Annotated in this window: 27 protein-coding genes, 1 tRNA gene and 2 pseudogenes; 15 read left to right on the top strand and 15 right to left on the bottom strand. The window is 67.2% G+C overall.

The features are described 5' to 3' along the window. Nucleotides 1-374: 374 nt before the first annotated feature. Nucleotides 375-5,051, top strand: coding sequence for an Ig-like domain-containing protein (locus OG344_RS20060; protein WP_405084388.1), 4,677 nt, complete (start codon nucleotides 375-377; stop codon nucleotides 5,049-5,051). Nucleotides 5,052-5,133: 82 nt separating this feature from the next. After that, complete coding sequence (locus OG344_RS20055) at nucleotides 5,134-5,790, top strand: hypothetical protein (RefSeq protein ID WP_405084387.1); 657 nt, start codon at nucleotides 5,134-5,136, stop codon at nucleotides 5,788-5,790. A 5-nt stretch (nucleotides 5,791-5,795) separates the two neighbouring features. Here OG344_RS20055 and OG344_RS20050 read toward each other — a convergent pair whose 3' ends face one another. The 3 genes from OG344_RS20050 to OG344_RS20040 all read right to left on the bottom strand — a co-directional run bounded on the left by OG344_RS20050 (nucleotide 5,796) and on the right by OG344_RS20040 (nucleotide 7,434). Continuing rightward, on the bottom strand, nucleotides 5,796-6,461 hold the full coding sequence (locus OG344_RS20050) for an ISAs1 family transposase (protein WP_405084386.1): 666 nt from the start codon (nucleotides 6,459-6,461) through the stop codon (nucleotides 5,796-5,798). Next, a complete protein-coding gene (locus OG344_RS20045; RefSeq protein WP_405084385.1) occupies nucleotides 6,386-6,874 on the bottom strand; it encodes a transposase family protein in 489 nt (162 codons plus the stop codon). Before OG344_RS20045 ends, OG344_RS20050 begins: the two co-directional genes overlap by 76 nt. Before the next feature lie 119 nt (nucleotides 6,875-6,993). Further along, nucleotides 6,994-7,434 carry a hypothetical protein gene (locus OG344_RS20040; protein WP_405084384.1) on the bottom strand — a complete coding sequence of 147 codons (441 nt, stop codon included), beginning with the start codon at nucleotides 7,432-7,434 and terminating at the stop codon, nucleotides 6,994-6,996. On the opposite strand from OG344_RS20040, the gene OG344_RS20035 reads away from it, so the two are divergent. Next, a complete protein-coding gene (locus tag OG344_RS20035; RefSeq protein WP_405084383.1) occupies nucleotides 7,415-8,029 on the top strand; it encodes a dihydrofolate reductase family protein in 615 nt (204 codons plus the stop codon). The genes OG344_RS20040 and OG344_RS20035 overlap by 20 nt on opposite strands. Here OG344_RS20035 and OG344_RS20030 read toward each other — a convergent pair. From OG344_RS20030 to OG344_RS20015, 4 genes and pseudogenes are all read right to left on the bottom strand, one after another. Beyond that, nucleotides 8,001-8,603, bottom strand: coding sequence for a hypothetical protein (locus OG344_RS20030; protein ID WP_405089225.1), 603 nt, complete (start codon nucleotides 8,601-8,603; stop codon nucleotides 8,001-8,003). The genes OG344_RS20035 and OG344_RS20030 overlap by 29 nt on opposite strands. Before the next feature lie 6 nt (nucleotides 8,604-8,609). Beyond that, nucleotides 8,610-8,681 (bottom strand): annotated as a pseudogene (locus tag OG344_RS20025) (hypothetical protein); the annotation flags it as partial. 74 nt (nucleotides 8,682-8,755) lie between these two features. Then, nucleotides 8,756-8,986: pseudogene (locus tag OG344_RS20020) on the bottom strand (protein-L-isoaspartate(D-aspartate) O-methyltransferase); the annotation flags it as partial. A gap of 230 nt (nucleotides 8,987-9,216) precedes the next feature. After that, nucleotides 9,217-9,942, bottom strand: coding sequence for an SDR family oxidoreductase (locus OG344_RS20015; protein ID WP_405084382.1), 726 nt, complete (start codon nucleotides 9,940-9,942; stop codon nucleotides 9,217-9,219). Nucleotides 9,943-10,024: 82 nt separating this feature from the next. Between OG344_RS20015 and OG344_RS20010 the strand changes: the two genes are divergently transcribed. Continuing rightward, nucleotides 10,025-10,903 (top strand): LysR family transcriptional regulator, encoded by an 879-nt coding sequence (locus OG344_RS20010; RefSeq protein WP_405084381.1) that lies wholly within the window; start codon nucleotides 10,025-10,027, stop codon nucleotides 10,901-10,903. 184 nt (nucleotides 10,904-11,087) lie between these two features. Here the strand turns inward: OG344_RS20010 and OG344_RS20005 are convergent, their stop codons facing one another. Both OG344_RS20005 and OG344_RS20000 read right to left on the bottom strand, forming a co-directional pair. Then, the gene (locus OG344_RS20005) at nucleotides 11,088-11,402 is read right to left on the bottom strand and encodes a hypothetical protein (RefSeq protein WP_405084380.1); all 315 of its coding nucleotides are present in this window, start codon (nucleotides 11,400-11,402) and stop codon (nucleotides 11,088-11,090) included. Beyond that, on the bottom strand, nucleotides 11,399-11,599 hold the full coding sequence (locus OG344_RS20000; RefSeq protein ID WP_405084379.1) for a hypothetical protein: 201 nt from the start codon (nucleotides 11,597-11,599) through the stop codon (nucleotides 11,399-11,401). The genes OG344_RS20005 and OG344_RS20000 overlap by 4 nt, the downstream gene beginning before the upstream one ends. A gap of 201 nt (nucleotides 11,600-11,800) precedes the next feature. Here OG344_RS20000 and OG344_RS19995 point away from each other — a divergent pair, with 201 nt between their 5' ends. Next, entirely contained in the window at nucleotides 11,801-12,580 is a 780-nt protein-coding gene (locus tag OG344_RS19995; RefSeq protein WP_405084378.1) for a GntR family transcriptional regulator, read from the top strand. A gap of 629 nt (nucleotides 12,581-13,209) precedes the next feature. Then, entirely contained in the window at nucleotides 13,210-14,430 is a 1,221-nt protein-coding gene (locus tag OG344_RS19990; RefSeq protein ID WP_405084377.1) for a hypothetical protein, read from the top strand. Nucleotides 14,431-14,440: 10 nt separating this feature from the next. Here OG344_RS19990 and OG344_RS19985 read toward each other — a convergent pair whose 3' ends face one another. Both OG344_RS19985 and OG344_RS19980 read right to left on the bottom strand, forming a co-directional pair. Then, entirely contained in the window at nucleotides 14,441-15,592 is a 1,152-nt protein-coding gene (locus OG344_RS19985) for a restriction endonuclease subunit S (RefSeq protein WP_405084376.1), read from the bottom strand. Then, the gene (locus OG344_RS19980) at nucleotides 15,582-18,026 is read right to left on the bottom strand and encodes an N-6 DNA methylase (RefSeq protein ID WP_405084375.1); all 2,445 of its coding nucleotides are present in this window, start codon (nucleotides 18,024-18,026) and stop codon (nucleotides 15,582-15,584) included. Before OG344_RS19980 ends, OG344_RS19985 begins: the two co-directional genes overlap by 11 nt. 494 nt (nucleotides 18,027-18,520) lie before the next feature. Here OG344_RS19980 and OG344_RS19975 point away from each other — a divergent pair, with 494 nt between their 5' ends. The 6 genes from OG344_RS19975 (at nucleotide 18,521) to OG344_RS19950 (ending at nucleotide 22,515) form a co-directional block, all read left to right on the top strand. Further along, nucleotides 18,521-18,793, top strand: coding sequence for a putative ATP-grasp-modified RiPP (locus tag OG344_RS19975; protein ID WP_405084374.1), 273 nt, complete (start codon nucleotides 18,521-18,523; stop codon nucleotides 18,791-18,793). A gap of 5 nt (nucleotides 18,794-18,798) precedes the next feature. Next, nucleotides 18,799-18,960: a hypothetical protein gene (locus OG344_RS19970; RefSeq protein ID WP_405084373.1), complete on the top strand. Its 162-nt coding sequence runs from the start codon at nucleotides 18,799-18,801 to the stop codon at nucleotides 18,958-18,960. Between the two features lie 14 nt (nucleotides 18,961-18,974). Next, on the top strand, nucleotides 18,975-19,637 hold the full coding sequence (locus OG344_RS19965; RefSeq protein WP_405084372.1) for a hypothetical protein: 663 nt from the start codon (nucleotides 18,975-18,977) through the stop codon (nucleotides 19,635-19,637). Beyond that, complete coding sequence (gene tgmC / locus OG344_RS19960; protein WP_405084371.1) at nucleotides 19,615-20,814, top strand: ATP-grasp peptide maturase system methyltransferase; 1,200 nt, start codon at nucleotides 19,615-19,617, stop codon at nucleotides 20,812-20,814. The genes OG344_RS19965 and tgmC overlap by 23 nt, the downstream gene beginning before the upstream one ends. 97 nt (nucleotides 20,815-20,911) lie before the next feature. Further along, on the top strand, nucleotides 20,912-22,168 hold the full coding sequence (locus OG344_RS19955; RefSeq protein ID WP_405084370.1) for a vWA domain-containing protein: 1,257 nt from the start codon (nucleotides 20,912-20,914) through the stop codon (nucleotides 22,166-22,168). A gap of 167 nt (nucleotides 22,169-22,335) precedes the next feature. Next, entirely contained in the window at nucleotides 22,336-22,515 is a 180-nt protein-coding gene (locus OG344_RS19950; protein WP_405084369.1) for a hypothetical protein, read from the top strand. A 69-nt stretch (nucleotides 22,516-22,584) separates the two neighbouring features. Here OG344_RS19950 and OG344_RS19945 read toward each other — a convergent pair whose 3' ends face one another. Further along, nucleotides 22,585-23,208, bottom strand: a complete 624-nt coding sequence (locus tag OG344_RS19945) for a TetR/AcrR family transcriptional regulator (protein ID WP_405084368.1) — start codon at nucleotides 23,206-23,208, stop codon at nucleotides 22,585-22,587. A gap of 62 nt (nucleotides 23,209-23,270) precedes the next feature. Here OG344_RS19945 and OG344_RS19940 point away from each other — a divergent pair, with 62 nt between their 5' ends. Both OG344_RS19940 and OG344_RS19935 read left to right on the top strand, forming a co-directional pair. Beyond that, nucleotides 23,271-23,684, top strand: coding sequence for a VOC family protein (locus tag OG344_RS19940; RefSeq protein WP_405084367.1), 414 nt, complete (start codon nucleotides 23,271-23,273; stop codon nucleotides 23,682-23,684). After that, entirely contained in the window at nucleotides 23,681-24,136 is a 456-nt protein-coding gene (locus tag OG344_RS19935) for a cupin domain-containing protein (protein ID WP_405084366.1), read from the top strand. Before OG344_RS19940 ends, OG344_RS19935 begins: the two co-directional genes overlap by 4 nt. Nucleotides 24,137-24,197: 61 nt before the next feature. Here the strand turns inward: OG344_RS19935 and OG344_RS19930 are convergent. Continuing rightward, nucleotides 24,198-24,270: transfer RNA gene (locus OG344_RS19930), tRNA-Asn, on the bottom strand. Nucleotides 24,271-24,525: 255 nt separating this feature from the next. On the opposite strand from OG344_RS19930, the gene OG344_RS19925 reads away from it, so the two are divergent. Beyond that, a complete protein-coding gene (locus OG344_RS19925) occupies nucleotides 24,526-24,831 on the top strand; it encodes a YtxH domain-containing protein (protein WP_405084365.1) in 306 nt (101 codons plus the stop codon). Between the two features lie 195 nt (nucleotides 24,832-25,026). Here the strand turns inward: OG344_RS19925 and OG344_RS19920 are convergent, their stop codons facing one another. Together OG344_RS19920 and rpoD are read right to left on the bottom strand one after the other, a co-directional pair. Beyond that, the gene (locus OG344_RS19920) at nucleotides 25,027-25,530 is read right to left on the bottom strand and encodes a hypothetical protein (protein ID WP_405084364.1); all 504 of its coding nucleotides are present in this window, start codon (nucleotides 25,528-25,530) and stop codon (nucleotides 25,027-25,029) included. A gap of 240 nt (nucleotides 25,531-25,770) precedes the next feature. Continuing rightward, nucleotides 25,771-26,910, bottom strand: a complete 1,140-nt coding sequence (rpoD, locus tag OG344_RS19915) for an RNA polymerase sigma factor RpoD (RefSeq protein ID WP_327049550.1) — start codon at nucleotides 26,908-26,910, stop codon at nucleotides 25,771-25,773. Nucleotides 26,911-26,969: the final 59 nt, after the last annotated feature.

Here is a 26,969-nt window from a genome sequence, read left to right as displayed (position 1 = left end):
CGCCATGTCACCACCGTGATGCTCGCGCTGGCCTTCCTCGCCGTCACCGGCGCCCACCTGACCGGCGCCGACACACCAGCCGCCAACCAGGACAAGCAGGGAAAAAGGACAGCAGCCCAGGTGCCTTCGGGTTAGCCCCTCACTCCCGTCTCATCCGCCCGACCCCGGCCGAGATCCGTGGGTCCTGGCCCGGCTGTTCCTCCCCGCAGCGTGTCTGGTCGAGCACGTCCTGACCTGGTCGAACTTCCGCAGGCGGCACCAGACGCGAGCACTGATCAGCCACTACCGGAGAAGAGGAGACCCACCCCCTATAGGTCTACGAATGTAGTACCTGGTACAAATCTACCGAATTCCACTTCTAGGTTAGGGAATGCGTGAACATTCCACGAAGGGCGATCTGGCCCTATCGGCGTCGATCAGCGGCGTTCGCGGCGTTGGTACTCACCACGTCGATGCTGTCGACGTTGCCCAGTTTCCCAGCGAATGCAAATCCTGCCGGAGGCGAGTCGCTGACCGCGGCCGCCAAGGCAGCCAAAGACGGCACGCTGGTGGTGGACAAGGAACTGGAGAGCGCACAGGTCGAAGCCGTCAAGACCGGCAAGCGGGTACCGGCGCCTTCGCAGTACACCGAGTCCATGAAGGTGTGGGCCAACCCCGACGGTAAGACGCTGCATGCCGAAGTGAGCACCGGACCGGTCCAGCTCCAGGTCGCTGGCAAGGACGGGACGAAGACCTGGCAGCCGATCGACACGACCATCGTAAAGAAGGGCGACAACACTTACACCGCCAAGCTGGTCAAGACCCCGCTCACAATTGGTGGCGAGGGCTCGCAGAAGCTCGTCATCGCACAGGGCGCGAATGGCACCTCCTCCATCGGTTGGGGCAACAAGTTGCCGAAGCCGACGCTCGACGGCAACAAGATTGTTTATCGAGACGCGGTCGCACTTGGTGCGGACCTGGTCCTCACGGCCCTGCCTGACGGGTTCACTCAGGATGTCGTGCTTCGGAGGCGGCCAAAGAGGCCGCTGACGGTCAAGCTCCCTGTCACGCTCCCGAAGGGTATGTCCTACGCTGCGGGTGCCGGCAGCGCCAGCCCGAAGCTCATGTCCGCCCAGGGCGTCGTCGCGAGCACGCCTCTGTCGGCGCAGGCGGTCGACGCGGTCGCGGCCGAGTCACCCGAGGCAGGCAAGACCGCAAATGTCACGGTCGCCACCGAGACGACCAAGAACAGCACCAGCCTGGTCATCAAGCCCGACACTGCGTTCCTGTCCAGCGCCGACGTCACCTACCCGGTGACAATCTCGGTGCCCAGCCAGTACGTCGGAGCCGGCCTTACGGGCGACACGTTCGTCAGCAAGAACAACCCGACGACGAACTATTCCAACGGGTACTTGCGCGCGGGCACTACCTCGACTAGCGCTGACATCGCCCGGGTATACCTTCGCTTCGCGGTCACGCACACCGTGCTGGCTGGAGCGACGATCCACAACGCCGACTTCATGGTAATCAACTACCGCTCCGGCGGTGCTGGCACGTACTACACCAACTGTGGGGAAATCGGATCCGGGATCGTCACCCGCAAGCTGACCTCCGCGTTCACCCCCAACACTCTGACGTGGAACAGCGGCCTGCCGAGCTACACCACGACCGGCCAGGTTGGCGTCAAGTACGGCTACAGCGACACCGCAGGTTGCACCGGACCTGGCGAATTGGTCTATTCCATCGAAAGCATCGTCCAAGCATGGGCGGATGGCGAGCCGGATTACGGGCTAGTCATGATGGCTCCGTCTGAGAGCGCGGTTCTCAACTGGCGACAGTACAGATCTCAGGAGACCGGAACCCACGACCGGGGCCCGTCGCACGAGCCGGTCCTGTTCGTCGAGTACACGCCCGCCCCGCATGCTCAGGTCGTTTTCTCCAGCTTTAAACGACAGTCGCCGAACCTGACCTACGACCAGGCGGTCGCGCTTGCCGACTATCAGGCGGCGACCACGGAAACCGACCCGGTCTCCGAAGAGGACGCGTCGCTCCTGGAAGCCGGCCGCGGCGCCAACGACGCGTACGACGCCTACCCCGTTACCACCGACATGCTGGATATCACCGATGACGACACCGCAACCGAGGGCGCAGACGGTGCGGACACCATCGCGCCGAGCGTGGTCGCGATCGCCCCGTCGTCGGGTGCGGGTGACGTTCCGCTGGATACGCTGGTGTCGGCGTCCTTCTCCGAACCAGTTACCGACGCGATGCTCGACCTCAAATCCCCCGACGGAGCTTTGATCACGGGCAGCCTCGCCGAGGACAACACAGGCACAGCGGTGACATTCACCCCGTCGCAGCCACTGACCCCAGCGACGACTTACACGGTCACCGTGTCTGGCGCGCACGACGCGTGGGACAACGTGATGGAGGACTTCACCTCCACGTTCACCACCGCCGGTGGGGAGCCCACCCCGTCCCCGTCCCCATCTAGTGATCCGGACACCACGGCACCAACTGTGGTGGCAACACTCCCGACGGCCGACGCGACGGACGTCGCCGTGGACGCGGTCGTCTCAGCCACCTTCAGCGAACCGGTGACCGCGCAGGTAATCGTCCTCAAAGACAACGTGGGTACCGCAATAGACGGTGCCACTGCGATGGACGCTACGTCGAGGGTTCTGAGTTTCACGCCGAGCACACCACTGTCAGCCGGTGTCACCTACACGGCGCTGATCAGCGACGCGAAAGACACCGCCGGTAACGTCATGAGCCCCTACTCGTGGACGTTCACCACAGCAGCCGCACCCGAGGCCAGCCAGTCGCCGACCCCGGAACCGTCCACCTCGCCATCGGCGACCCCGCCGGCTGACACGACCGCCCCCGTGATCATCGAGGTCTCTCCGCAGGCGAACGCGACCGGCGTCACGACGCACTCGACGCTGACCGCGACGTTCAGCGAACCAGTGACCGGTGCCGACGTCACTCTCACACCCACAGCCGGGGGATCCGCGGTCACCGGAACGGTGAACATGGATGCCACGTCCACGGTCGCCACCTTCACCCCCAGCCAAGCCCTATCCTCGGGCGTCACCTACACCGCCACGATCAGCGCGGCCAAGGACACAGCGGGCAACACGATGTCGGCCTACTCGTGGTCCTTCACCACGATCGCGGCATCGCCTTCCCCGAGTCCCACGCCCACACCCTCCCCTTCCCCGACACCCACTCAGGATGTGACCCCTCCTACAATCACGACGACGAACCCTGCCTCGGGAGCGTCTGCGCCGTTCGGGGCAGACATCGTGGGGGTGTTTAGCGAGCCCGTCCGAAACGCGAAGATCTCCGTTTCAAACGGGACGAAGATCCTCACTGGCACGATGAGCATGGACACTGCCAGGCGAGTCCTCACATGGAAGTGGGACGGAGATTCCTTTTGGCCCTTCGGGGCCATGACCGCGACTATCAGCGGAGCGAAGGACGACGCGGGCAACGTGATGTCGGCCTACTCCTGGTCGTTCATTTGGAACTTCGGCACCGCTGCGGCTCAGAAAGATGGCAACGCGAAAGCCGGGCCCACGTCCACATCGGCGAAGGCCGATACCGAGGTTAAGACCGCGTACACTGGCTTTGACTATCAGCACATCACGCTGGAAGACTGCGTCGCGGCGCACGACGCCACCGCGATGAAGCCCGACGACGGCTACGGCCACCGGGCGAGCATCATCACCCGGCCGTACAGCATGTGCTGGAGCAGCTGGTACTACGTAAAGGACTATGTCTGGTACGCCAAGCTGGGTCAGTGGGTGGGCACCATCCGGGAATACGCTGATGTCGACACGCTGGAGTTTCGCGCTACCTGGGTGATGCACACTTACCTGGGAACGGCGACGGGAACCAGTGTGATCGGCGGTGGTTATACACCGCAGCAGATCTCCATGTGGACGCGGATCAGCAACATGACCGCTTATCGGGACGGCGTGGCCACCACAGCTAATGACTACGTCCCGCTGTCCCTTCAAGTGATCCCGACCGGGTCTGCCGGTTCCACCTGCACGGCCCTAACTGCGTCGTATCGCAGTGACACCATCCAGGGCTGGAAGGCCGACGGCGATGATTACTTCAAGTTCCGAATGGGCGACACCGACGGAGACAGGGTCGACGTATGCACGCTGCGGCCGGTGCTGACCGACACGAATAAGTGGTGGACCGCCAAGCCGATCCGGCTGTGGAGCCAGGTCGTCTACGATCAGGGCGGTTCTCTTCATGGAAAGAGGGCCGTCGGAGGCGGCGACCCGTCGGGCAACGACCCGCAGGAGAAGCCCTACGTCCCGCACGTCCGCTGCGACTGGATGACGTTCGGACAGCAGGAGACCGTCCAGAGCGCCAAGATCGTGGCAGCGGGAATCGATAATCCGACCGGTTATACAGGTGCCTGTGTGATCTCCCTCGCCAAAGATGTCTTCACGATGTCGAAGTCCAGGAATGCGAACTTCATTCAGGTGATCAACCACATCGAGGCAGCTCTGGACCAGGACAATTATCCGGCCATGGTCAACCGGGCAGGTAATAACTCCACCACCTACCCGCCCAAGCGTAACAACGAATCCCAGAATCCTCCGCTCCGGGCACTGACCGGCAACGAGAAGATCAAGATTATTCCTGGGGACTGGTCCGCACCCGCCGGGACGCCTGCGAGCGAACCGCTCACCAGAACCACTGATCCTGCCAAGAAACGCGCGAACCGGGAAGTCCACGGTGCAGGCCTATACGATTTCGAATTCTGGGCCGAGGGCAAAAAGTACACGAAAAGCAATTACTGCAAGTACTATCAAGAACCCCTATACTCTGACTGGAATCAGCGCAGACAGCTTGACCCGAAGGCAAGCCTCCATTGCGACGAATATCCGTTCGGATCGACCATCGAAGGGGCGGCGAATACTACCTACGATTACTCGCTGCGAGCCTTAGGTGGAGCGCAGAATACAGCGCAGGGGAATGCGCTCAGCGCTTTCTATAGCACATATCGAATTGGCGACGGAAATCACTTCTGGGTGCAGATCGTCCCCTAGTTGATCCGCAGGGCGGGCGGCATGGCAAAGCAGCCCTGTCGCCTGCCCTGGCAGGATAATCGCCACCCATCAGGGAGAGACCATGTACGACAATCCGGTGGAGTCCCAATGGGATCTCCTCGCTCCATACGGTTTCCACGACTCGCTTCAGATTGATTGGATCGAAGGAGAAGACCCGGAGGAGATAGCGGTTCGGATGGGCCTCGACCCCGCGCCGAGAGCAAGTTGCGACCTTGGCGATGCCGTCGCAATCGCCCGTAATTTCCCACTCCAGGACAATATCTGGATCGGCCGTCATTCAACGGGATGGGTCTGTGCTCTTGGCATGTTCGGAACCGTCCCATACGTCGACCTCGGCCAAGGTGGCCGACGATTTACGCTCAGCCATCACACGGAGTACGGGTTCGGGGGATTCATGCTCTGGAAGGGCAGCGAAGTCGCAGGAGAATTCGGTTCGGACGCGGTATTCGATGGAGAATTGCCTGCTCTGTTTGAGCGGTATGGGAGTGGTCTTGGGGTTCCGTTATCCGAACCATCTCGCGGTTTTGAGATTCCAGGATTTCCGCTTGGCATGGAAACAAATGACGGATCTCCTGGCGGCCGAGGGCTCTGGCCACGCGATGAAGGAGAGAGTCTAGAAGTCCTCCTATCCATCGTCGGCCGCATAGTCGGAAGATTCATCGATCGTGCCATGCTGTCCGAGACGCGTACACTGTACTTCAATCAGGAGGTCATCTAGTCAGTTCAATATAGTGCGCGCCTTCGGGTCTGCGGATCTGCTTGAAGGCGTCGCGTAGGTCGGCGGCATATCTTCATGATGCCGTGCAGGGCGAGTGCGCTCAGGGCGAGGTTACGCAGCGCCGCCATGTTCCGGGGGCCGTGCCCGAGGTAGGCCTGCTGGGCGTCCTCGTACCAGACCGTGCCGCGGGCCCGGTGTTCAAGATTTTCAATGCCCCAGTGGCCTCGGACGTACCTGCTGAACCCTTCGCCGGTCAGGTCCTTGCGGCTGGTGACGCACAGGACGACCTCCTTGCTGACGGGCCGTCCGATCGGGTCGGCGACCACGCGGCGCAGCACGGCCAGCCGAGCGGCGTGCGGCAGGTCCAGCTCGCCGTCCAGATCCGTGCTCCACGTGGTCCATGTGGTGATCCTTCCGTGGTCGTGTTTTGTGAGCGTGTGCGGCGCCTGCCCGGAGTTCAGCAGCACGCGGCCGACCTCAACCGCGGCGGCGTGCAGGGCCTCGCGGTTGCCCTTCACGCACATCAGGTAGTCGGCCTTCGTGTCCTCCACCAGGTGGCGGGCCGTCTTGGCGCAGGTGTGCGCGGCGTCCGCCGTCACCAGCGCCCGGGCGGTGTCGACGCCCTCCAGCAAGGCCTTGACCCGGGTGACCTCGGTGGTGTCGGCGGGCACCTGGACGTGGGCGAGCGTGACCGCGCCCCGTGCAGGTCCTTGCCGTCCAGCGCGATCGCCCAGCCGTCGCCGTCGCAGGCGGCATGCGCTCTCAGCCACTGCCCGATCACGTGGTTCAGGGCGTCGGCGTCCACCGCGAGCAAGACGCGGCGCAGCGTGCCGGCGCCGGGCGGGGAGTGCCGTCTGCGCAGTGAATGCCACCGCGCTCCCAGCAGTTCGAGTAGCCGGGGGGAGAAATCGCGGGCATGCGAGCCCAGCTCCCGGTAGTTGCACGCTCCTCCCAAGGTCGCCACCACCGCCACCGCGAGCACCGAGCCCAGCGTGTGCCGTACCCCGCGCCGCTTGCGCGGATCGGTCAGGCCCGCCAGGGCCTCTAGCAGCGACGGCAGAGCGGAGACATGGGAGACTGGCACCGATGACCTTCTTGTTCAGATCTTGGAAGCGTAGAGAACTCCCATGATCTCGAACGGAAGGTCATCCTCGTTTCAGCATCACGCTACGTGACCAAGTCGATCCGGACACTAAGACACACTCACCCCAAAGCAGCGACCTTGCAATCGCCCTGGTCAAGATCGGTGACACGATCTACTTCCTGAACAGAAAGACCGGCGAGTACACCCATATGGGAATAGTCACCGACGTGAAAGGACGCCCTCCGATCAACATCAAGCAAGTGTACTTCGCGCAGCACGGCGGACGTCGGGGGATAGGTACCGGCCCCTTCATGGATCTCGGGGAGCGGTTCGACGTCACGGAATTCAGCGGGCTGGTGTTCGGCCGTGTTGCGTGGTAGCGGAATTCGCCCGGCACTGTTGGTGCTCGTCCTGATTCCGGTGCTGGCCGGCTGCTGGTGCGTTGGTCGAGCCAGACGTCTTGTCGGTCGCGGTCGATAGGTTTGGGATGCTGCGCCGGCCCTACCCACCGGCACCACCTGACCTGAAGGGATCGTCATTATGGCGAAGATCATTTCCACGCTGTTCATCTCGGCCGACGGGGTGGCAGAGATCGACCCCGCTTGGCACTTCCCGTACTTCGACGAGAACATGGGCCGCGCCGTCGGCGAGGACTACGACACCGCTGACGTGCTGCTCATCGGGCGCGAGACCTATGACAGCTTCGCCGGGGCGTGGCCCGGCCGCGAGGCCGCGGGCGGGGACGACGCGACGTTCGCCAAGCAGCTCGGGGACATGCGCAAGGTGGTCGTCTCGCGCCAGCCGCTGGAGTTCTCCTGGCGCAACTCCGAGCTGGTCAAGGGCGATCTCCTCGACGCGGCCTCCTCGCTCAAGGCCGATGCCGGGATCAGAGGCATCCTCATCCCCGGGTCGATCTCCGTCGTGCAGCAACTGCTCGCCGCGGGCCTGGTCGACGAGCTGCGCCTGCTGGTGCATCCGGTGGCGGCGCGTAAGGGCCGCAGGCTGTTCGACGACGGCGACGCGCCGTACCACCTGAAGGTGACGGCGACGGAGGTGTTTCCGACGGGCGTGATCCGCGTGATCTACTCGCCGACCGCGACACCCGCCAAGGTCGGCTACGACGAGGTCAAGGACCAGGTGCCCGAAGGAAAATAGCGGCCTTCGCGGGTAGGCACGGGGATCGTCTAACGGCCGCTGCTCGGCGGATGACGTTGTCCGGCCGGTCGAGCCAGACACGTTGGCCTTCCGTGGTGACGGTCAGCCCGAACCGGGTCCGGTCGGGGCTGCCCCACTCGATCCACCTGAAGAAGACGTCCTCCAGCTCATCCCAGAGGCTTCGATCACCGTACTGCGTCACCTCCGCACCGGAAACGTGCGCCGCCGACTCGCCGGACCACAGGGTGACCTCGAACGGGTCACCCTGCTTGGCGGTCGCCGAGACACCGGGCATCAGTCCGGCGATCGCCACGTCCAGCCCGGCACCGGCTTCGAGGATCCGGCGCGGCTCCGCCGTCGCCCTGCTCTCGCGGTGGCCGCCTCCGTACTCCCCGCCGGGTGGGCGTTGGTCCCGAAGCATCATGTAGCTCGCCCCGCGCCGGGAGAACCGTCCGATCGCGATGCCGTCACGGCCCACGGTGAGCACCGCCTTGTGGCCGGGCTCCAGCCCGGGCATCCAGGGGAAGACGATGATGCCGCCCGGACGCGTCTGCTCCACCCACGCGTACGGCACCTGGGAAACGCCACAGGTGACGTGGACACGGTCGAAGGGCGCCCGATCGGGAAAGCCCGCTCCCCCGTCGCCGAGCACAAGCCGGGGGCGAACCCCGTCCGCGCGAGATTGTCCGTCGCGACGTCGAGGACCGACGTGTCGATCTCGACGCTGACAACGTTGCCCTCTCCCGCTCTGTGCGACAGAAGAGCGGCCGTCCACCCGGTTCCCGTACCGATTTCCAGGACGCGGTTTCCCTCATACACCCGGAGAAGTTCCAGGAAATCGACGACGACGCCGGGAGCGGAAAGCGACGAGGTGTAATAACCATCGTCCGTCGCGACATCCGTGACGCCGTCGTCCAGTTGCGTGATGGCCGGGTGATCGGCGTAGGCCGCGTCCATCCACGCCTCGGCGTCCTGCTCACGATCGATCAGATAGCCGTCGGCGTCGTACGGAGCGGCCCAGGCCCGGTCAGGGACGAACAGATGCCGAGGGACGGCGTGGAGGGCGGCCCGCCACGCCGGCTCTGTCAGATCCCCGTTCGATTCGAGCTCGCGGCACAGAGCGTCGATCCGTTGCCGGACGCTCATATGCCGTGCCGCCCGGCGCGGTTTCCGCGTCCGTCCGGGGGTCACCAGGGGACGACGCCCTCGTCGTCGAAGAAGCCGCCGCGCGGCCCGTCGTCCGGCAGGGTGGCGAGCCGGATCGCGATCGCGGCGCCCTGCTCGGGCGTCCGCGGCGCGTTGAAGCCGGTGAAGTCGGTCGCCACGTAGCCGGGGCAGCAGGCGTTCACGATGACCTTCGTGTCGGCGAGCCGGCGGGCGTACTGGGTCGTGATGCCGTTGAGCATCGTCTTCGACGGCGCGTACGCGGCCAGGATCGGGCCGGTCTGCAGCGTCAGTGAGCCCATGTTGCTCGACATGTTGACGATGCGCGGTGAGTCCGCGCGGTGGAGCAGCGGGAGCATCGCGTTCGTCACCCGGACGACCCCGAACACGTTCGTGTCGAGGACGGTGCGGACGACGTCGAGGTCGAGCGTCGTCGGATCCTGCGCGCCACCGTCCATCCGGCCGGAGATGCCTGCGTTGTTGACGAGCACGTCGAGCCGCCCCGCCGTCCGCTCGATCGTCTCCGCCGCCGCGGCGACGCTGTCGTCGGAGGTGACGTCGAGCGCCACACCGAACGCGTCGGCGCCTGCGGCACGCAGCCGCTCGACGGCCTCCTTGCACCTGACATCGTCACGCGCGCCCACCGCGACCGTGAAGCCGATCGCCCCGAGACCCTGGGCGATGGCGAAGCCGATTCCCTTGTTCGCGCCGGTCACCAGCGCGGTCTTCCTGTCGTTCACACGATCCATGCTCGCGAGCCGCGTCCTTGCCGTCCAACACCGTCTGAGTGGGCTGTGATACCCGGCGGGTATCAGCCGGTAGGCTCCGCCCGTGGACGACCTCGAGACCCGCGAGCTCCGGTATTTCGTCGCCGTCGCCGAGGAACTGCACTTCGGGCGCGCCGCCGAACGGCTCGGGATCGCACAACCGCCGCTCTCGCGCGCGATCGGCCAGTTGGAGCGGCGGCTCGGTGTCCGGCTTCTCGATCGGAACCGTCGAGGAGTGGCGCTCACCGACGCCGGCCGAGTGCTGCTTCGGGAGGCCGGAACGGCCCTCGACGCGGTGGCGGCCGCCGCGCGCCGGACGCGGCGTGCCGGTGATCCGAAGCGGCCGCTGGTGCTCGCGTCGAAGGCCGGGGCATCCCATGAGCTGCTGCAACGGCTCCTCGACGCGTTCGCGAGAGAGCCCGGCGCGGCACCAGTCGAGGTCCTCCTGTGCGAGGTCGGCGAGCAGGCGGGCCTGCTCCGCGACGGACGCGCCGACGTGGCCCTCGTGCACCGGCCGTACGACGACCTCGCCGGGTTCGACACCGAGGACCTCCACATCGAGGGCCAGGTCGCGATTCTCCCCGCGGCGCATCTGCTCGCGTCCCGCGATCGGCTCACCCTGGCGGACGTACGCGACGTGCCGGACCTGCCGATCGCCCGATGGCCCCGGCTCGACGGCTCCTACCCGGAGGGGCCGGGACCGGAGGTGCACACCCAGTCGCAGCTCGCCCAGCTCGTGGCGCTCGGCAGGACGCTGCTCGTCATCCCGGCCTCCAGCCGGGCCTGGCAGTGGCCCGAACACGTCGCCGTGCCCGTCGTGGACGCGCCGGACGTCACCACGGTGATCGCATGGCCGCCGAGCAGTCGCTCACCGGCGGTCGCGTCACTCGTCCGCTGCGCGGCCGGGCTCCGCGACACCGCGCTGGCTGGGAGGTCCGCCTAAGTCCGACTCCGGGGCCAGCCCGATGGTCGCGGGTGTCCCTCGGCCACGCCTGACCCGCCTGCCGCCACGGGGGAAGTGCGGCAGGCGGGCCGATTGGACGGGCGGCCTCCCCCTTGAAGCCCCCTCAGGCTGGGGAGGCCGCCCAGCCCCGCCGGTCGTAGTCACCCACACCCGGCAGGGCCGCTCAGCGGGCGGACCCGAGCAGCAGCGCCTGCCACATCCCCTGGACACGGCAGGCGATCAACCGCTCGGTCTCGCGCACCTTCGGCGTGCCCTTCGTGCGGTCGGTCCGGCGGATGAACATCAACCCCCCGGCCGCGCACAGCTCATAGGACACGTCTCGGCAGTCGTCGCACGTGTGCCGGACGACCCGCACGCTCGCGGTGCGGCGGGCCTCCGGCATCCACCGCAGCCGTACGCAGTCAGGCTGCTCCGGCGGCAGATGCAGACCCGGACACCGCAGCAGAAGCTCATCCAGGTCCGATCGCCGACCGCTCACGGACGCGCCGGCTGTGCCGTCCCATCCCTCGCAGGCGGGTTCTCCGCCTGCTCGGCGATCGCCTCCTGCTCCGCGATGGCCCGGCACAGCCCAGGCAGGTCATCGCCGTCGACCGTACGGCACGCCCCCGCCTCCTCAGCGGCACCGGGAAACGGCCGCTCCCGGCTGGCCCACAGCCGCCCAACGTCGCTGTGCATGATCCTCCACCCGGCGAACGCCGCCGGGCCGGAGGGGCTTGTTGCTCCACCATCTGCCATCTCTGGACCTACTCACGCTCGGGGGTCCGTCCAGAAGGGGGGTTGGACAGGGCCGCAAAGTGTCCTACGACACTGGACTCTACAAAAGTTCTCACCTGGAGGTCAGAAAATGGCCTACGACACTTCGCTAGGGTGGTCCGCATGCACGCAGACCCGCGGTCACCGGTCCGCCACATAGTGGCCGACCTGAGAGATGACATCGCCACTGGCCGGCTGCCCCCTGCGGCGAAGCTGCCCTCGGTCCGGGAGCTGGCCGACCGTTACGGCGTATCCCGCAGCACGGCGAGCAAGGCGCTGGTCCTGCTCAAGACCGAGGGACTGGTGGACACCCGGCACGGCTCAGGTGCGTACGTGCGCGAGCCGTACCCGATCCGACGCTTGGGACCGGACCGGTACGCGCGCAGTCGCTGGCAGGACACCACGGTCGAGGCGTACAAGAACGAGCACGATGGCTCGGCAGGCACCCGCCAGCAGGGCCACCAGACGCAAGAGGTGAGCCTTGTCGAGGCCGACGAACATGTCGCGGCCGCGCTCGGACTCCAACCCGGCACCATGGTCTATGAGCGGGCGCGCGTCATGACCCGCGACGGCGTCCCCACCCACACTATGACCAGCTACTACCGCATGGAGGACGTGGAGGGATCGCCCCTGATCGACCCCTCCCCCGGGATCGCCAGCCCGGGCGGCGGCTTCCGCGTGCTGACCGACAGGGGTCTTGCTCCGCACGAGATCACCGAAGACCTCAACGCCAGGATGCCCACCGCCGACGAGACCCTGCTCCTCGAACTGCCGCCGGGCGAACCCGTCGTCGAGGTGCGACGCACCACCCGCACCGCCGAGGGCCGGGTGGTCGAGCACGCCAGGGGCGTGCATGCCGCGAGCCGGTTCGTGTGGTCCTACACCTTCGCCATCCCGGACTGAGAGCCCACGCGCCCGGGCGTGCCCGGCCATCGTCTCCTCCTGCTCAATGCGGGAGACCACCCTCACCGGAGCCGACCCGACCGCCCTCGCCTGCCCCTGAGCCGCCTGCTCGGCGATCGCCACCTGCTCCGCGATCGCCCGGCACGGCTCAGGCAGGTCGTCGCCGTCGACCGTACGCCACGCCCCCGCCTCCTCGACGGCACTGGGAAACGGCCGCTCCCGGCTGGCCCACAGCCGACCGACGTCGCTGTGCATGATCCTCCACCCGGCGAACGCCGCCGGGCCGGAGGAAACCGCTCCATGGTTGCTCATCAGGTCAGGCCCAACCCTCCTGATCCAGGACCCGCCCGGTGCACAACCACCGCGACGGGTCCGCCTGTCCACGCTGCGATTTCATTCCAGCTCCTTAGGTAGCGACCCTGATAGGGGACGATGGCGGACGGAAGCGGACTTCCTCTGCGTCCGCCCGTCTCCCGGCGAGGTGGTCAACTGCGCTGTGCGCTCACGAGCCGGTCCGGCTTCTCACGGAGCGGACCCGTGAAAGCGCTGTACGTAGTCACGCTGGTGGACGACGATGAAGGACGGAAGGCGACTCCCCCGACTTCCCCCGGATTGCCGACGAGGTACGCGTGACAGACATCCCGCCCTGGGCCGTACGGCTTCGCGAGGAACGGCGTGAACGATGCTGGTCGTCCAAGGAGATGGTGCGGCGACTGGTCGACGCGGCGGACGAGCACGTGCAGGCCCACCTACCGGCCCGTGAGTCACTGCTGAGGATGCTCCGCATGTGGGAAAGCGGGAAGCGCCGACCTCGTGACCCCTATCCCATGCTGCTCGCGCGTGTTCTCGGCATCGATGCCGCAGAGCTGTTCGGCGACGGCGTCCGCGACGGCGCGGCCGATGGCGACGACGAGTTGGACGCGCTGGAGCTGGCCCGCCGGGCCGCCGCAAGCGATATCGGGAGCGCGACGCTCGAACAGCTGGAGTTGGCCGTCGACGATCTCGCCATGGCCTACCCCGGCACGCCGCCACACGAGCTGCTGGTGCGCGTGCGTCGGCATCTTGCCTACGTCGGGCAGCTCATGGACGCCAAGAAGACCCTCGCCGAGCATCGGCGGCTCCTCGTGGCCGGCGGCTGGTTGTCACTCCTGGCCGCGACCTGTCTCATCGACCTACGTCGGTTCCCGGCGGCAGCAGCGCGACTTCGGACGGCCGCCCAGTTCGCCAAGGACACCGAGCACCGGGAGATCGCGGCGTGGTGCCTGGAGACGGAGGCATGGCAGGTCCTCACAACTGGTGACTACCGGCGAGCGCTGGACCTTTCCCAGGCTGCACAACGGGTGGCGCCACGGAGTAGCTCTGCCTACATTCAGGCGACCGCCCAGGAGGGCCGGGCGTGGGCACGTCTGGGCGCCGCCAAGGAGACCCACGCGACGCTGAGCCGGGTCGCGCATCTGGTTGAGCCGCTGCCGGTTCCCGACCGGCCGGAACACCACTACCGGTACGACCCCGCCAAGTCAGACGCCTTCACCGCAACGACCCTGTCATGGCTGGGAGACCCGGCAGCCGAGCCGTATGCTCGTGGCGTGCTCGCCCGGCTGCAGTCCACGACCGACGGTCCGCCACGACCACGCAGAGCCGCATCGGCCCGGCTCGACCTGGCGCTCGCGCTCCTCGCCGCCGACCAACCCGAAGAGGCCGGACACGCGACGCTCACCGCGATCACGAGCGGACTCCTGGTCCCCTCGAACTACTGGCGCGCAGCCGAGGTGATCAGCGCCCTGGAGACGCGACACCTACCCAAGGCGGCCGAATTGCGCGAGGCATATCAAGAACTCTGCACCCCCTGAACAGCGGATCTCATAGCCCTTCTACTACAGCTTCCGCCTCCGACACCCGCACCCGCCCGCTCAGTAGGTCCTCCATCAGCCCCTGCTTGAGGAGCCGCAACTGATCCCGCCTCGCAGTCTCTGCTGTAATCCTTAACTTGTGAGACTCCAAAACTGCAACCAAAGCTTGCTGCACCGCCAAAGAAGGCACCGGCAACGGCATGGCCTTGAGCTGAGTTGAATTGATCGTGGCCAGATTAGTCGTCTGCTTGGCAATGCTAAGGAAGTAGCGCTTTCCAGCAGCCGACGCCGCATAGGCAGCCAAGTAGCCCGGGATTACCTGAGACTGATCACAGCGCACCCGGAAAACGTGGTTTTGACAAATACACGGGTTGATTCGACCATCCCAGACGGCGCCCCGACCGAGCTTGTCGAAGTCCCCACCTTCAGTGAGGAGGACATCACCCGCCTGAAGCAGATACCTCCTCACGTCGGCTCGGCCGACTCGGACCGTCTTCATCTCGGTCGTGTCAATGAATCCGTCCTGGACATTGGCCACTCGGAGGTAGGGAATTGCAATCGCGCCGCCAGTCTCAGTACCCAAAGTCACGCCACTATTGACGCTGGCCACGCTTGACAGTCGCACAGTTGGAGCCGACCCCTTGCCAATCCGGTGGAACTCTGACGCGGTAAGCCCCTCCGCAATCTTATCAAGCTTCTCAGTAACAATCCCAGCATTCGAGATCCAGCGATCGAGGGTGTCGAGGATCTGTGCGATCCGCCGCTGTTCTCCAATCGGAGGCTTGCGCACTCGAAGCTTTCCGAGTTCCCCCTGGATAACCAGCGGCTGGCCGGTCCGGCTTCGGAATCGCCCAAGGTCATACCATTGCAAGTAATGCACAAGATACCCTAGATCCCAGCCAGGGGAGATCGACCTGGCCCAAAGTGCATTATCCGTAACCCACGCGGGCTCTTGGACCATATGCACCGATCCGCAGTATTCGCCCACGCGTCCGACAACGAACGTAGGTTTTTGTGTAAGCGGACGCGAGGCCAGTCCAGAAAGGCCATTTCCCCCGAAGACCGGGAACCGCCCAGCTGCCTCTTCATGGCGGCCCAATGCTAGACCACTTGAAAGGGTAAACTCTGATGCGAATTTGACTTCTTTCCACTTAGCGGGCATAGCCGAGCTCCTTCAGATACGCCTCCAGGCGGGCGGCGGCGGCTTCGCGTTGGGATTCGAGATCTCGGAGGGTTACCGCGTACTTGTCGGCCCAGGTGCGGAAGGCGGTCTCGAACAGCCGGCGGGCGGCGGACGTACGGGAATTGAGGCGCGAGGCCAGGGCGGCGCGGAGGACGCCGAGGACGAGGGCGCGGCGCTGGTCCTCGTCCAGCGCGGCGGCGGCCATCCGGAGGCGGGGCATGAAGTCGTCCTCCAGGGCGCCGACCTTCCGGCGGGCGGCGGTGACGTCGGCCTTGAGCTTCTTCAGCTCGTCATCCGAGAGCTTGTTCTCCGGCTCCTCGGCCTCGTCCTCCTCTTCGTCCTCCGGCTTGGCGGTGGCCGCCTTGTACTGCGCGTTCAACTCCGCGTAGCGCGCCTCGGCCTCCTCCAGCTCGACCAGGTAGTCGGGGATCAGCTCGGGGACGACCCGATGGTCGCGGGCCTTGCGCTTCTCGGCGGCGATCTTCTGCTTGTCCCAGTACTCCGCCGTCTCCTCGTCCTTGTCGAACGCGTCCTCGATCGTGGTGATCCAGCCCTCCACCACGCCGTCGAAGCCGTTCAGCGACAGCGTCTTGATGTCGTACTGCGTCTCTCCCCACCAGGCGGCCACCACGCCGGCCAGCTCGAACCGGTCGAGCATCCCGAGCGGCCGCAACTCGGCCACGAAGGAGTTCAGCAGCTCTCTGCGGATCTCCATCACTTCGCGCGACTCGGGCAGCTCGACCAGGCGCTTGCTGTGCCGCGTCCACCAGTCGGCGAACGCCTCGCGCAGCCGCGTCTCGGCCGGGGCGGCCAGCTCGGGCAGGCGCTCCGCCGTACGCTGCCAGCCCTCGGGGAGGAAGTCGTAGTAGTCGGCGTCGCGCTCGGCGAACAGCTCGGCCGCATCGATGCCGAACGCCCGGAACACGTGCTCCTTGTCCCGTACCTCACCCTTCGGCACGCCGCCGTGCAGGTGGGCGCGTACGTCCTGTGGCTCGGGCGGCGGGGTGTTGTCGACGTAGCGGCGGATGTTGAGGTTGAAGTCGTTCTCCCGCAGTTCCTTGATATCGACGACCCGGGCGAAGCCGGGGATGTCGCCGTACTCCTCGTACGCGGCCGCAATCTTCTCGGCGTGCTGGGGGTCGAGGAAGTTCTGCGCCCGGCCGGGGGTGAACTCGCGGTCGGCGTTGATGAACAGCACGGTGCCCTGCCGCTCCTTCGGCCGCGGATCCGTGCCGCGCAGGACGAGGATGCAGGCGGGGATGCCGGTGCCGTAGAACAGGTTCGGCGCGAGGCCGATGACCGCCTCCAGGCGGTCCGCGCGGATGATGCCCTCGCGGATGTCCTTCTCCTTGCCGCCCCGGAACAGCACGCCGTGCGGCATGACAGTGGCGCCGACGCCGTCGGGGGTCAGCACCTCCAGCACGTGCTGGGCGAACATCAGGTCGGCCTTCTTGCCCGTCTCGGGTGCGAAGCCGTACCGGAACCGCTGGGGCTGCTCCATGCCGGCGCGCGTGTAGTTCTGCGAGAACGGCGGGTTGGTGAGCACCCGCTCGAAGCGCATCAGCTCGCCGTCCTCCATGTGCATGGGGTTGGCGAGGGTGTCGTCGTTCTCCAGACCGGCGTTGTTGATGCCGTGCAGGAGCATGTTCATCTTCGAGATGGCCCAGGTGCCGCCGTTGTACTCCTGGCCGTAGAGGCTCAGGTCGCGGTGGTCCTGGCCGTGCTCCTCGACGTACTCCTTCGCGTGGATGAGCATGCCCCCCGAGCCGGAGCACGGGTCGTAGACGCGCATGCCGGGGCCGGGCCTGACCAGGCGGACCATCATGCGGACGACCTCACGCGGGGTGTAGAACTCCCCGCCCTTCTTGCCGGCCGAGTCGGCGAACTGCCCGATCAGATACTCGTACGCGGCGCCGAGCAGGTCGGGAAACTCGAAGTCCTCGTTGCGCAGCTTGTAACGGCCGAAGTGGTCGACGAGCTGCTGCAGCCGCTTGTCCGGGATGATTGACTGGCCGACCTTCCGGGTGAAGTCGATGTGCTCCAGCACACCTTCGAGCGAGTCGGAGTTGGCGAGCTCCAGCGCGTGCAGCGCCTTGTTGAGCAGGTCGCCGACACCCTTGGTGCGCGAGTAGGCCCGGATGTAGTCCCAGCGTGCCTCCTCGGGGACGAAGAAGTCGTCCTCGTAGAGGTCCGAGTTCTCCGCGCTGCGCTCCGCCTCTTCACGGCTGCGGCCCTTGGCTTCCAGCCGCTTGACGAGCTGATCCCGCACCGCCTCGAACTGGTCGGAGCAGCGCTTCAGGAACAGCATCCCGAAGATGTACTCCTTGAACTCCGAAGCGTCCATTTTGCCGCGGAGAATGTCCGCCGCTCCGAACAGATGCCGTTCGAGCTGCGGCAACGTCAGCTTCGCCACGCGGTGGCCTCTCTCGCTCCATGGTCGAGACGGATGCGCCTCTCCCCCGGGCCCATTCTGGCGGGCCCGCGAAGGGCGGGCATACACATCCCCAGGACAGTCTCAAAGATCGCAAAGCGGGAGACTAACGCGACTCACGCTGTTACGTCCACACCCGAGCCTCCACCTGTGAGCCCGGCAAACAGACAGCATTGACTCAGCTCGCCTTGGGGAGCGGCCGAAACTGCGCCGAGCTCGAAGCGGAGACGTGCGGCCTCGTAGGCGGCTCCCGCGCCAGGGCGGCTCATGATCTCGCCGCGTTTGTCCGACCACGTCTTGCGCTCACCCACGCCCATCAGTCCTCCTCCGTTGACTGCGATCGGCTATCTAGAGTGACGATACGGATACTCTCTGCTATACCTAAAGCTGTGGCCCCAGGTGAGCGGAGGGCCTGCTCACCTTCAGGTGGGAGCTGACCTGCTCTCATCAGGCTGCGACAAACGGGGAGGCAACACATGGCGACGCACGCGCAGGTCGCACCATGGGCGATGCGGCTGGTCACCGACCGGCTGGCATCAGGTGCGCCGACGTACGCGAGGGTGGCTCTGGACGCGGCGACGCAGACGGCACGCTACTTCGACTCCGCCGGCCAGCCGATCGAGATGGGCAAGCACGGCACCAACAAGACCAAGAACACGGCCTCGAAGTCAGGCGGGGGCGACGGCGACGGGAACGGCCCCCGACCGCAGACGGAGGACGACACGAACACCGACTACGAGTCGGACTGAACACGGTGACTTCCCTGGTCCTGGTGGTGACGTCCCTGGAGGACGTCACCGCCGACATGGTCATCGCGGCGCTGAACGAGCGCGGTGTGCCGCTCGCCCGGGTCGACCCGGGCGACAGCGCGACTTCGCCACGGCCGAGGCCCGGCACGGGCTCGGCGGCGTTCTGAATCATCTGCACGGAGTGAGATACGTGAACCACCCGGCGGCGGTGGCCCGCGCGGAGTTCAAGCCCGCGCAACTCCAGGCCGCCAGGAGACTGGGGCTCACCGTCCCCGCGACGCTGGTCACCAATGACGTCGACGCCGCGCGCGAGTTCGCCACCGGCCACGGCCCTGTCGTCTGCAAGACCTTCCGGGGTCTGCCACGGGCCGAGGACGGTCGTGCCGGGGCGATCTGGGCACAGCGGGTGGATCCTGGCGGCTTCGACGATTCGCTGGCGGTGACCGCCCATCTGTTACAGGTCGAGGTGCCGAAGACCGGCGACGCCCGGGTGACCGTCGTCGGCCGTCGCGTCTTCGCCCAGCGGATCACCACCCCCGATCGCCTGCTGGACTGGCGACGCGGAGACTGGGACGAACTCCAGCACACGCCCGTCCCGGTCCCACCCGCGATCGAGGCCGCGTTGCACCGATATCTGGCCTGGTTCGGCCTGACATTCGGCTGCTTCGACTTCGCGCTGACCGGGGACGGAGACGACCCGCGGCACTGGGTCTGGATCGAGTGCAACCCGAACGGACAATGGGGCTGGCTGCCGGACGCCGACCGGATCGCCGAGGCGTTCGCCGCCGCCCTCACCGACGAACAGGAGGGATGCGGCTTTCATGGCCGAGAGGTACGACTGTGAAACGGCGGCGGCCGACCGGCGCGAGGCGATGACCGCGTCACTCGTCGCGGAGGGCGTGCTCGACGATCCGGGCTGGCACGACGCCGTCGCCACAGTGCCGCGTCATCGCTTCGTGCCCGGCTTCTACCTGCCCGCCGAGGACCGGGACGATCTGGGACTGCCGGTGTGGGAGCCGGTCACCGCTGAGCTCGACCAGGAGCGCTGGCTGGAAGCGGCCTACTCCGACACGACACTGATCACTCAGTTCGACGGCGACGAACCCGACTGGAAGGACCCCGTGGAACGGCACGGCGGGGCGCCGACCTCCTCTTCCACGCTGCCGTCGCTGGTGCTTCGGATGTGGGCCGACGCGGACCTCCACGAGGGGCACAGTGTGCTGGAGATCGGCACGGGCACCGGCTACTCCACCGCGCTGGCCTGCGAACGCCTCGGCTCCATCGGCCTCACTTCCATCGAGGCCGACAGCCGCAGGCTCGACCAGGCGGCGACCGCGATCCACGGGTGCGGCTACAGCCCCACTCTCGCCACCGCCGACGGCCTCTATGGTTACTGGCCCAAAGCGCCCTTCGACCGGATCGTGGCCGCCTGCTCCTTCCGTTCCGTCCCGCCCGCGCTCGTGGCGCAGACCCGGCCCGGCGGAAAGATCCTGCTCCCTCTCAGCGGCTGGCTGTACGGCTACGCCCGCGTCCTGCTGACCGTGTCCGACGACGGCACGGCCGAGGGGCCGCTGCTGGACGGCACCATCTCCTTCATGCCGGCCCGCGCCCATGCGGCTCCCGCCTTCGGCAACCCTGACCACTGGGCCGCCGGGCCGCCGCAGACCCCACGACCTGCCCGGCACGGCCCGCAGCGGATCAACGCGGCCACCGACGAGGCCTTTCACCTTCGGTTCCTCGCCCAGTGCGCCGTGCCGGACGCGCAGATGACCGGCGTCGGAGACGTCGTGCAACTGGTCGACGTCGTCAGCGGCTCGGTCGCGACCATCACCCCTCGCGACGGCGACTGGGAGGTACGCGAGCGCGGCCCCGTGAAACTCTGGGAGCGGATCGAGGCCGTCATCAGCGCCTACGACGTGTCAGACGACGCCGGTCCCGGCTCCTTCCGGCTGCACGTGACCCCCAGCGGGCAACACCTGCGGCACCCGCAGATCCCCGAGCTGACACTACCGGTGCCCTGAGTATATAGGTTGTGTATCAGATTCACGGACGCTATGTTGTGATCGGCGTACTGCACCGCTGAACGCGGCTCCCTCTTCTCCCCTCGCAGAGGTCCTGATGCATATCGACGCACACCTCGGTTTCTCCGTCGTGCCCCTGGAGACCGAGGACGAGATCGACGTCCTGGTGGAGCTCACCGCTCCGCCGCCGGACGACAGGGGCGATCGCCCGCCCGCCACCCTGGAGGTCGTCCTCGACCGCAGCGGCTCCATGTCCGGACCGCCGCTGGAGGGCGCCAAGGGTGCCCTGCTCGGGCTGGTCGACCGGCTCGACCCCGCCGACAACTTCGGCCTGGTCAGCTTCGACGACACCGCCCGGGTGGAGATCCCCGCCGGGCCGCTCACCGACAAGGCCGCGGCCAGGCGGGCGATCGCCGCCCTCAAGCCGGGTGGGTCGACCGACCTGTCCAGTGGGCTGCTCCGGGGCGTCCAGGAGGCCCGGCGGGTGGTCGGCGAGTCGGGCGCCACCCTGCTCCTGATCTCCGACGGCCACGCCAACCTCGGGATCGTCGACCATGCCGCGCTGGCCGGCATCGCCTCCGACGCCCTGCACCACCACGTCTCCACGACCGCGCTCGGCTACGGGCTCGGGTACGACGAGAAGCTGATGGCCGCCGTCGCGGACGGCGGCGCGGGCAGCGCGCTGCACGCCGAGGACCCCGACACGGCCGGCCGGCTCATCTCCACCGAGGTCGAGCACCTGCTGGCCAAGGTCGTGCAGGCCGCCTCACTCACCATCGTCCCGCGTCCGCCGGTGACCTCCGTCTCCCTGTACGGCGGGCTGCCCGCGTCCGCGCTGCCGGACGGATCGGTGCTCGTGGAGCTCGGCGACTTCTACGGCGGCGAGTGCCGGAAGCTGCTGCTGAGCCTCGCCGTACCGGGAATCGCCACGCTCGGCCTCGCCACGATCGCCGACATCCGGCTGACCTGCTTCGCCACGCAGACCCTGACCACGTACACCGCGGACGTGCCCGTCACGGTGAACGTGGTCCCGGGAGACGAGGCGGCGGGACGGGTTCCCGACCCGGTGGTCCGCGCCGAACGGCTCTTCCAGGACATCCAGGACGCGAAGCGGCAGGCGTCCGACGCCCTGATCGAGGGCGATGTCGAGCGGGCGATCGAACTGCTCGACTCGACAGCGAGCAGCGTCAAGGAAGCCTTGTCATGGGCGCCGAACCGGGACGAACTGGCCCGGGAGGCCCTGGAGCTCGACAGCTACAAGAGCCGTGCCGGGAAGGACGCCAACCGGATCTCCAAGACGATGCGTTCGAGCTCGCATCTCCGCAACCGCAAGCGCGGCCGCCCCGGCGAGTGACCGTCCGCCGTAGAGCACCTGCGGACTCGTCCAGGAGCAGCGCCCTCTTCCCTTGCTACTCGACCAGAGGCCGTTCGACCGACGACTGATCCAAATCGATTACAGAATCTCCAACGTGACTCATCGTGACCTTCTATAATCACAGCGCGATTTCATACACTGACAGTATGACCAAGGACGCCGAGGCAGCCGGCGAGGAGCCGATCGACTATCCGACGATTCGTCAGCGCTTCCCCTGGGTCGGTCGTGGCGCCACCGAAGAACACGACTTCTCGAAAACCTATCGCGATGTCATGGCCGGGGCTCTCTCCAAGATCAAGCCGATGTCCTGGCTCATCCCAGAGTGACCACCCCGGGCGACGCGCTCTCCTCGACAGCAGTTGAACGGAACGGCGGCCGACGTCGAGACGCGGTCGTCAGGGCTGGGGCAGAAGGTTGTGGGCGACCTGGTCGGCGGCCCAGGTCTTCCATTGCCCGGTGTTCCAGCCGCACTCCCGGGTCAGTACGAGGAACAGCTCGGGCGACAGGAGCCCGACGGTGATGTCGGTGGCCGTCTCCGGCGTCAAGCCCGGCCGCAGAGCGCGCAGCTCGGCCAGGATGCCGACGAAGGTCCCGTGAGCGGTGCGCCGCTGCTCGCTGTTGCTCGCCCACTGCGCCTTCATCTCGGTGTCTCCCCTGGCGGCGTTGACCACGGCGAGGACGGGGGCGACCCGTTCGAGGATCGCCGCGCTCGCGCCGACCCAGCCGCGGACGACCTCCATCGGGTCGCCGGCTTCCCTCAGCCGGGTGAACCAGTCCCGGTCGAGCAGGGCGACCGGCTCGTCGTCTCCGGCGGAGGCGACGTCGATGACGTGCTTGAGGAGCCCGCTCTTGCTGCCGTAGTGGAAGTAGACGCTCTGCACGGACACCCCGGCGGCGTCGGCGACCTCCTGGAAGGTCGTCCCGGCGTATCCCCTGGCGACGAACAGCGCGTGGGCCGCCTCGACGATCCGCCTCCTGGTCTCCGCCGATCTGCGGTTCCTGCTCTTGACCTCCGGCACGGATTTAGAGTAACACTCTAAAGTGTGACTACAAATTCTCGGACGGGTGCCGGGGGCGGCCGATGGTCGCGTTAGGCGGCTTCCACCACGTCAAGCTGCCCGTGTCCGACGTACGCGAGAGCATCGAGTGGTACGGGCGGGTGCTCCGCCTCGACGTGGCCATCGAGTTCGCCGAAGCCGGGGTGCTGCGCGGCGTGGCGCTGCGCGACCCGGCCGGGAGCCTCATGCTCGCGCTGCGGGAGGAGCCGAAGCGGGCCGCCCAACTGGCGGGGTTCGATCCGGTGGCGCTGGCGGTGCCGACCCTCGACGCGCTGCGGGAGTGGGCCGCCCACCTGGACGCGGAGGGCCAGGCCCACTCGGGCATCGCCGAAGGCAGCATCGGCTGGCTGATCGCCGGCCTCACCGACCCCGACGGCATCGAGATCCGCCTCTACACCATCGAGAAGACGCCCTCTTCGTCAGGAGCACCGGCGTGACCGCTCTCCACCTGCCCCCCGGCGCGGGCACCACCCACCTCTTCCTCGGATCGACGATGACGGTCAAGGCAGGCGAGCCGCAGACCGGCACCACCGCCCTCAGCCTCATCGAGCAGGTGTGCCCGCCCGGATTCGCGACCCCCCGCCATGTGCACCACAAGGACGACGAGGCGTTCTACGTGCTGTCCGGCAGCATCGAGGTGCACTGCGGGGACGAGGTGTGGCACGACGGACCCGGGGGCTTCGTCCTGCTGCCGCGCGCGCTGCCACACGCCTTCGTCAACCGCGGAGACGAGCCGCTGCGCCTGCTCCAGCTCACCTGGCCGGGCGGGTTCGAGCACTTCGCCGCCGACGTCGCCGCGGCCTTCCCCTCCGGCTCTCCCAACCCGGCGGTGCTGACCGAGATCGCGGCCGGCCACGGCTACGAGATCGTCGGCCCCCCACCCCATTAGAGCGCCACACGCGAAAAACCCCGGGGCGGTGGTGGTTGACCACCGGCCCGGGGTTGGGATGCTCCCGCGATAGGACTCGAACCTATAACCTGCCGGTTAACAGCCGGCTGCTCTGCCGATTGAGCTACACGGGATCGAAACTCTGCGCCGCTCGTTCCGGCCTTGCGGCTTTCCTTGCGGCGCGGAACTAGATTAGCGCACTCTGGGGGGTGCGTGTCACATCGAATACGCCCACGAGTCCCCCGCTTCTGATCTCCGTACGGCAAAGAGCGCGGCGCCCGGCCACAGGGGGGCCGCAGGGCCGCCGGGGCGGGGCCGGGAGCTCTGCTGTTGGATAGAGACAGGCCCTCGGGGTAGAGGGGCGTGGAACACGAGCGCGGAGGTGGAAGATGCGATACAAGGCGATGTTCGCCACCGGGCTGGCCGTCGGCTACGTCCTTGGCACGCGGGCCGGGCGCGAACGCTACGAGCAGATCAAGCGTTTCACGCAGCGGTTCGCGGACAGCCCCACGGTGCAGGAGGCGGCGGGACTGGTCGGCGCGCAGGCCTCGAAGGTCGCGGGCAAGGCCAAGGATCTGGCGGGTGACAAGGTGCCGTTCCTGAAGAGGACGGACACCTGGGAGTCCGACAGGACCGACACCAGGGTGGGCGCGGCCACCGGCTGGCCGGGGCCCGGCACCGACCAGGTCCACTGAGGATTCCCCTGGGCGATCCCCAACCGGTCTCCGGGCCACCGGCCCGGCGGTATCGGACGCGAGCGGCGGCCTCCAAGCAGATGCCCGGGAGGCCGCCGCTTTCTCGTCCCGCGAGGGCCCCAGACAAGGGGATCAGAAAGGGCCTCAGAAAGGACCCCAGACAAGGGCCACAAACAAGGGCCCCGGACAAGGGCCTCAGACGCCGAGGCTGCGCCGCATCTCTTCGAGCGCCTGCTCGGCGTGGGCGCGCAGGCCCGGGTCCGTCGCGTCGAGCCCGGGATCGAAGATGAACTCCCAGCGCGGGGTGTCGTAGCCGGGCACACGGCGGGCGACGAGGCGCACTCCCCCGCGCCCGTCGATGGTCACGTGACGGCTCGCGACGACGGTCGAGGTGACCCGCTCGCGGACCGCCTCCGGCAGCCGCCCGGGCTCGGGCAGGACGACCCGGTGGACGGCTCCGTCGGTCATCGTGACCGTCACGCCCTCCTCGTCCCACACGGCCTTGTCCATCAGGTGCCAGGGCAGGCGCGGTCCGCCGGGCAGGTGCAGCGCCCGGGTGGTGGCGACCACGTGCCCGCCCTCCGCCGTACGCGCGTGGCTGATCGGGCGCTCGCCGCCTTCGAGCGCGAGTCCCGTACGGACCTCACGGGGCAGGCGGGAGCCGAACAGGCGGCTCAGGGAGGGCCTGGATGCAGTCAAGGAACACCGCCAGCGGACGACGACCGTTACCACCCGCAGGCTATCCGGCGGCCGGACCCGTCCCGGTCGCAGGGCCCGGACCAGCCCTATCCGGCGGCCCGATCCGTCCGGTCGCAGGGCCGGGAGCAGGGCCAGGGAGCGGGGGCCGGAGCGCTTCACACCGGGGCCCTGACGCGGACGAGCGCCCTCCCGGCCCCAAGCCGCCGGGACCGGAGGGCGCTCGTCCGCGTGACGACGGCGTCAGTCGAGGTAGTCCTTGAGCATCTGCGCCCGGGTGGGGTGACGCAGCTTGGCCAGCGTCTTCGACTCGATCTGGCGGATGCGCTCACGGGTCACGCCGAACTCGCGGCCGACCTCCTCCAGCGTGCGGGGGTGGCCGTCGGCGAGGCCGAACCGGAGCTGAATGATCCGCTGCTCGCGCTCCGACAGCGTGGCCAGGATGTCGTCGAGCTGGTCCTGCAGCATGATGAAGGCGGCGGCCTCCATCGGCACCACGGCGTCGGCGTCCTCGATGAAGTCGCCGAGGTCGGAGTCCTCCTCGCCGATGGGCGCCTGGAGCGAGACCGGCTCCTGCGCGATGCGCTGGATCTCCACCACCCGGTCGATGGGCAGGTCCATCTCGGCGGCGATCTCCTCGGGGGCCGGCTCCCGGCCGAGGTCCTGGTGGAGCTGACGCTGCACGCGGACCAGTTTGTTGATCGTCTCCACCATGTGGACGGGAATGCGGATCGTTCTCGCCTGGTCCGCGATCGCCCGGGTGATCGCCTGGCGAATCCACCATGTCGCGTACGTGGAGAACTTGTAGCCCTTCGTGTAATCGAATTTCTCCACGGCGCGGATCAATCCGAGATTGCCTTCCTGGATGAGATCCAGGAACAGCATTCCGCGGCCCACGTAACGCTTGGCGATCGAGACCACGAGCCTGAGGTTGGCCTCGATGAGCCGCTGCTTGGCGCGCACGCCCTCCCAGACGAGGTCTTCGAGCTCCGGCCGGGCGAATCTCGCGGCGAGGCTTTCACAGAGCTTGTCCTCGGCGAACAGCCCGGCCTCGATGGCCTTGGCCAGTTCCACCTCCTCCTCGGCGGTGAGCAGGGGAACCCTGCCGATCTCCCGCAGGTAGATCCTGACCAGGTCACTCGTCGGAGCCCGTTTGCCGACGTCCTCCTCGTCCGGCTTGCTGGGTTCCTCGTCCCCCTGTGGTTCGAGGACCTCAACCCCGTTCTCGGCGAGCATCCGCACGACGCGCTCCAGCGCGTCGGCCGGCAACTCGGATCGGTCGAGCGCGGCGGCCACGTCGTCAACCGTGACGCTCCCGCGTTCCCTTCCCTTCGCGACGAGGTCCGCCACCTGATCTGCCGATGGCGGCCTGCTTGGCAGCACCGATGCACCCACGCAACACAGTGTGCAGGAAAGGCGCCACTAAACGGCAGGCCTATTTT

The sequence above is a fragment of the Microbispora sp. NBC_01389 genome, assembly GCF_045040095.1.
Lineage (GTDB): Bacteria > Actinomycetota > Actinomycetes > Streptosporangiales > Streptosporangiaceae > Microbispora.
Note: the sequence above shows the minus strand (reverse complement) of the source record. Positions and strands in the feature narration are given on the sequence as shown.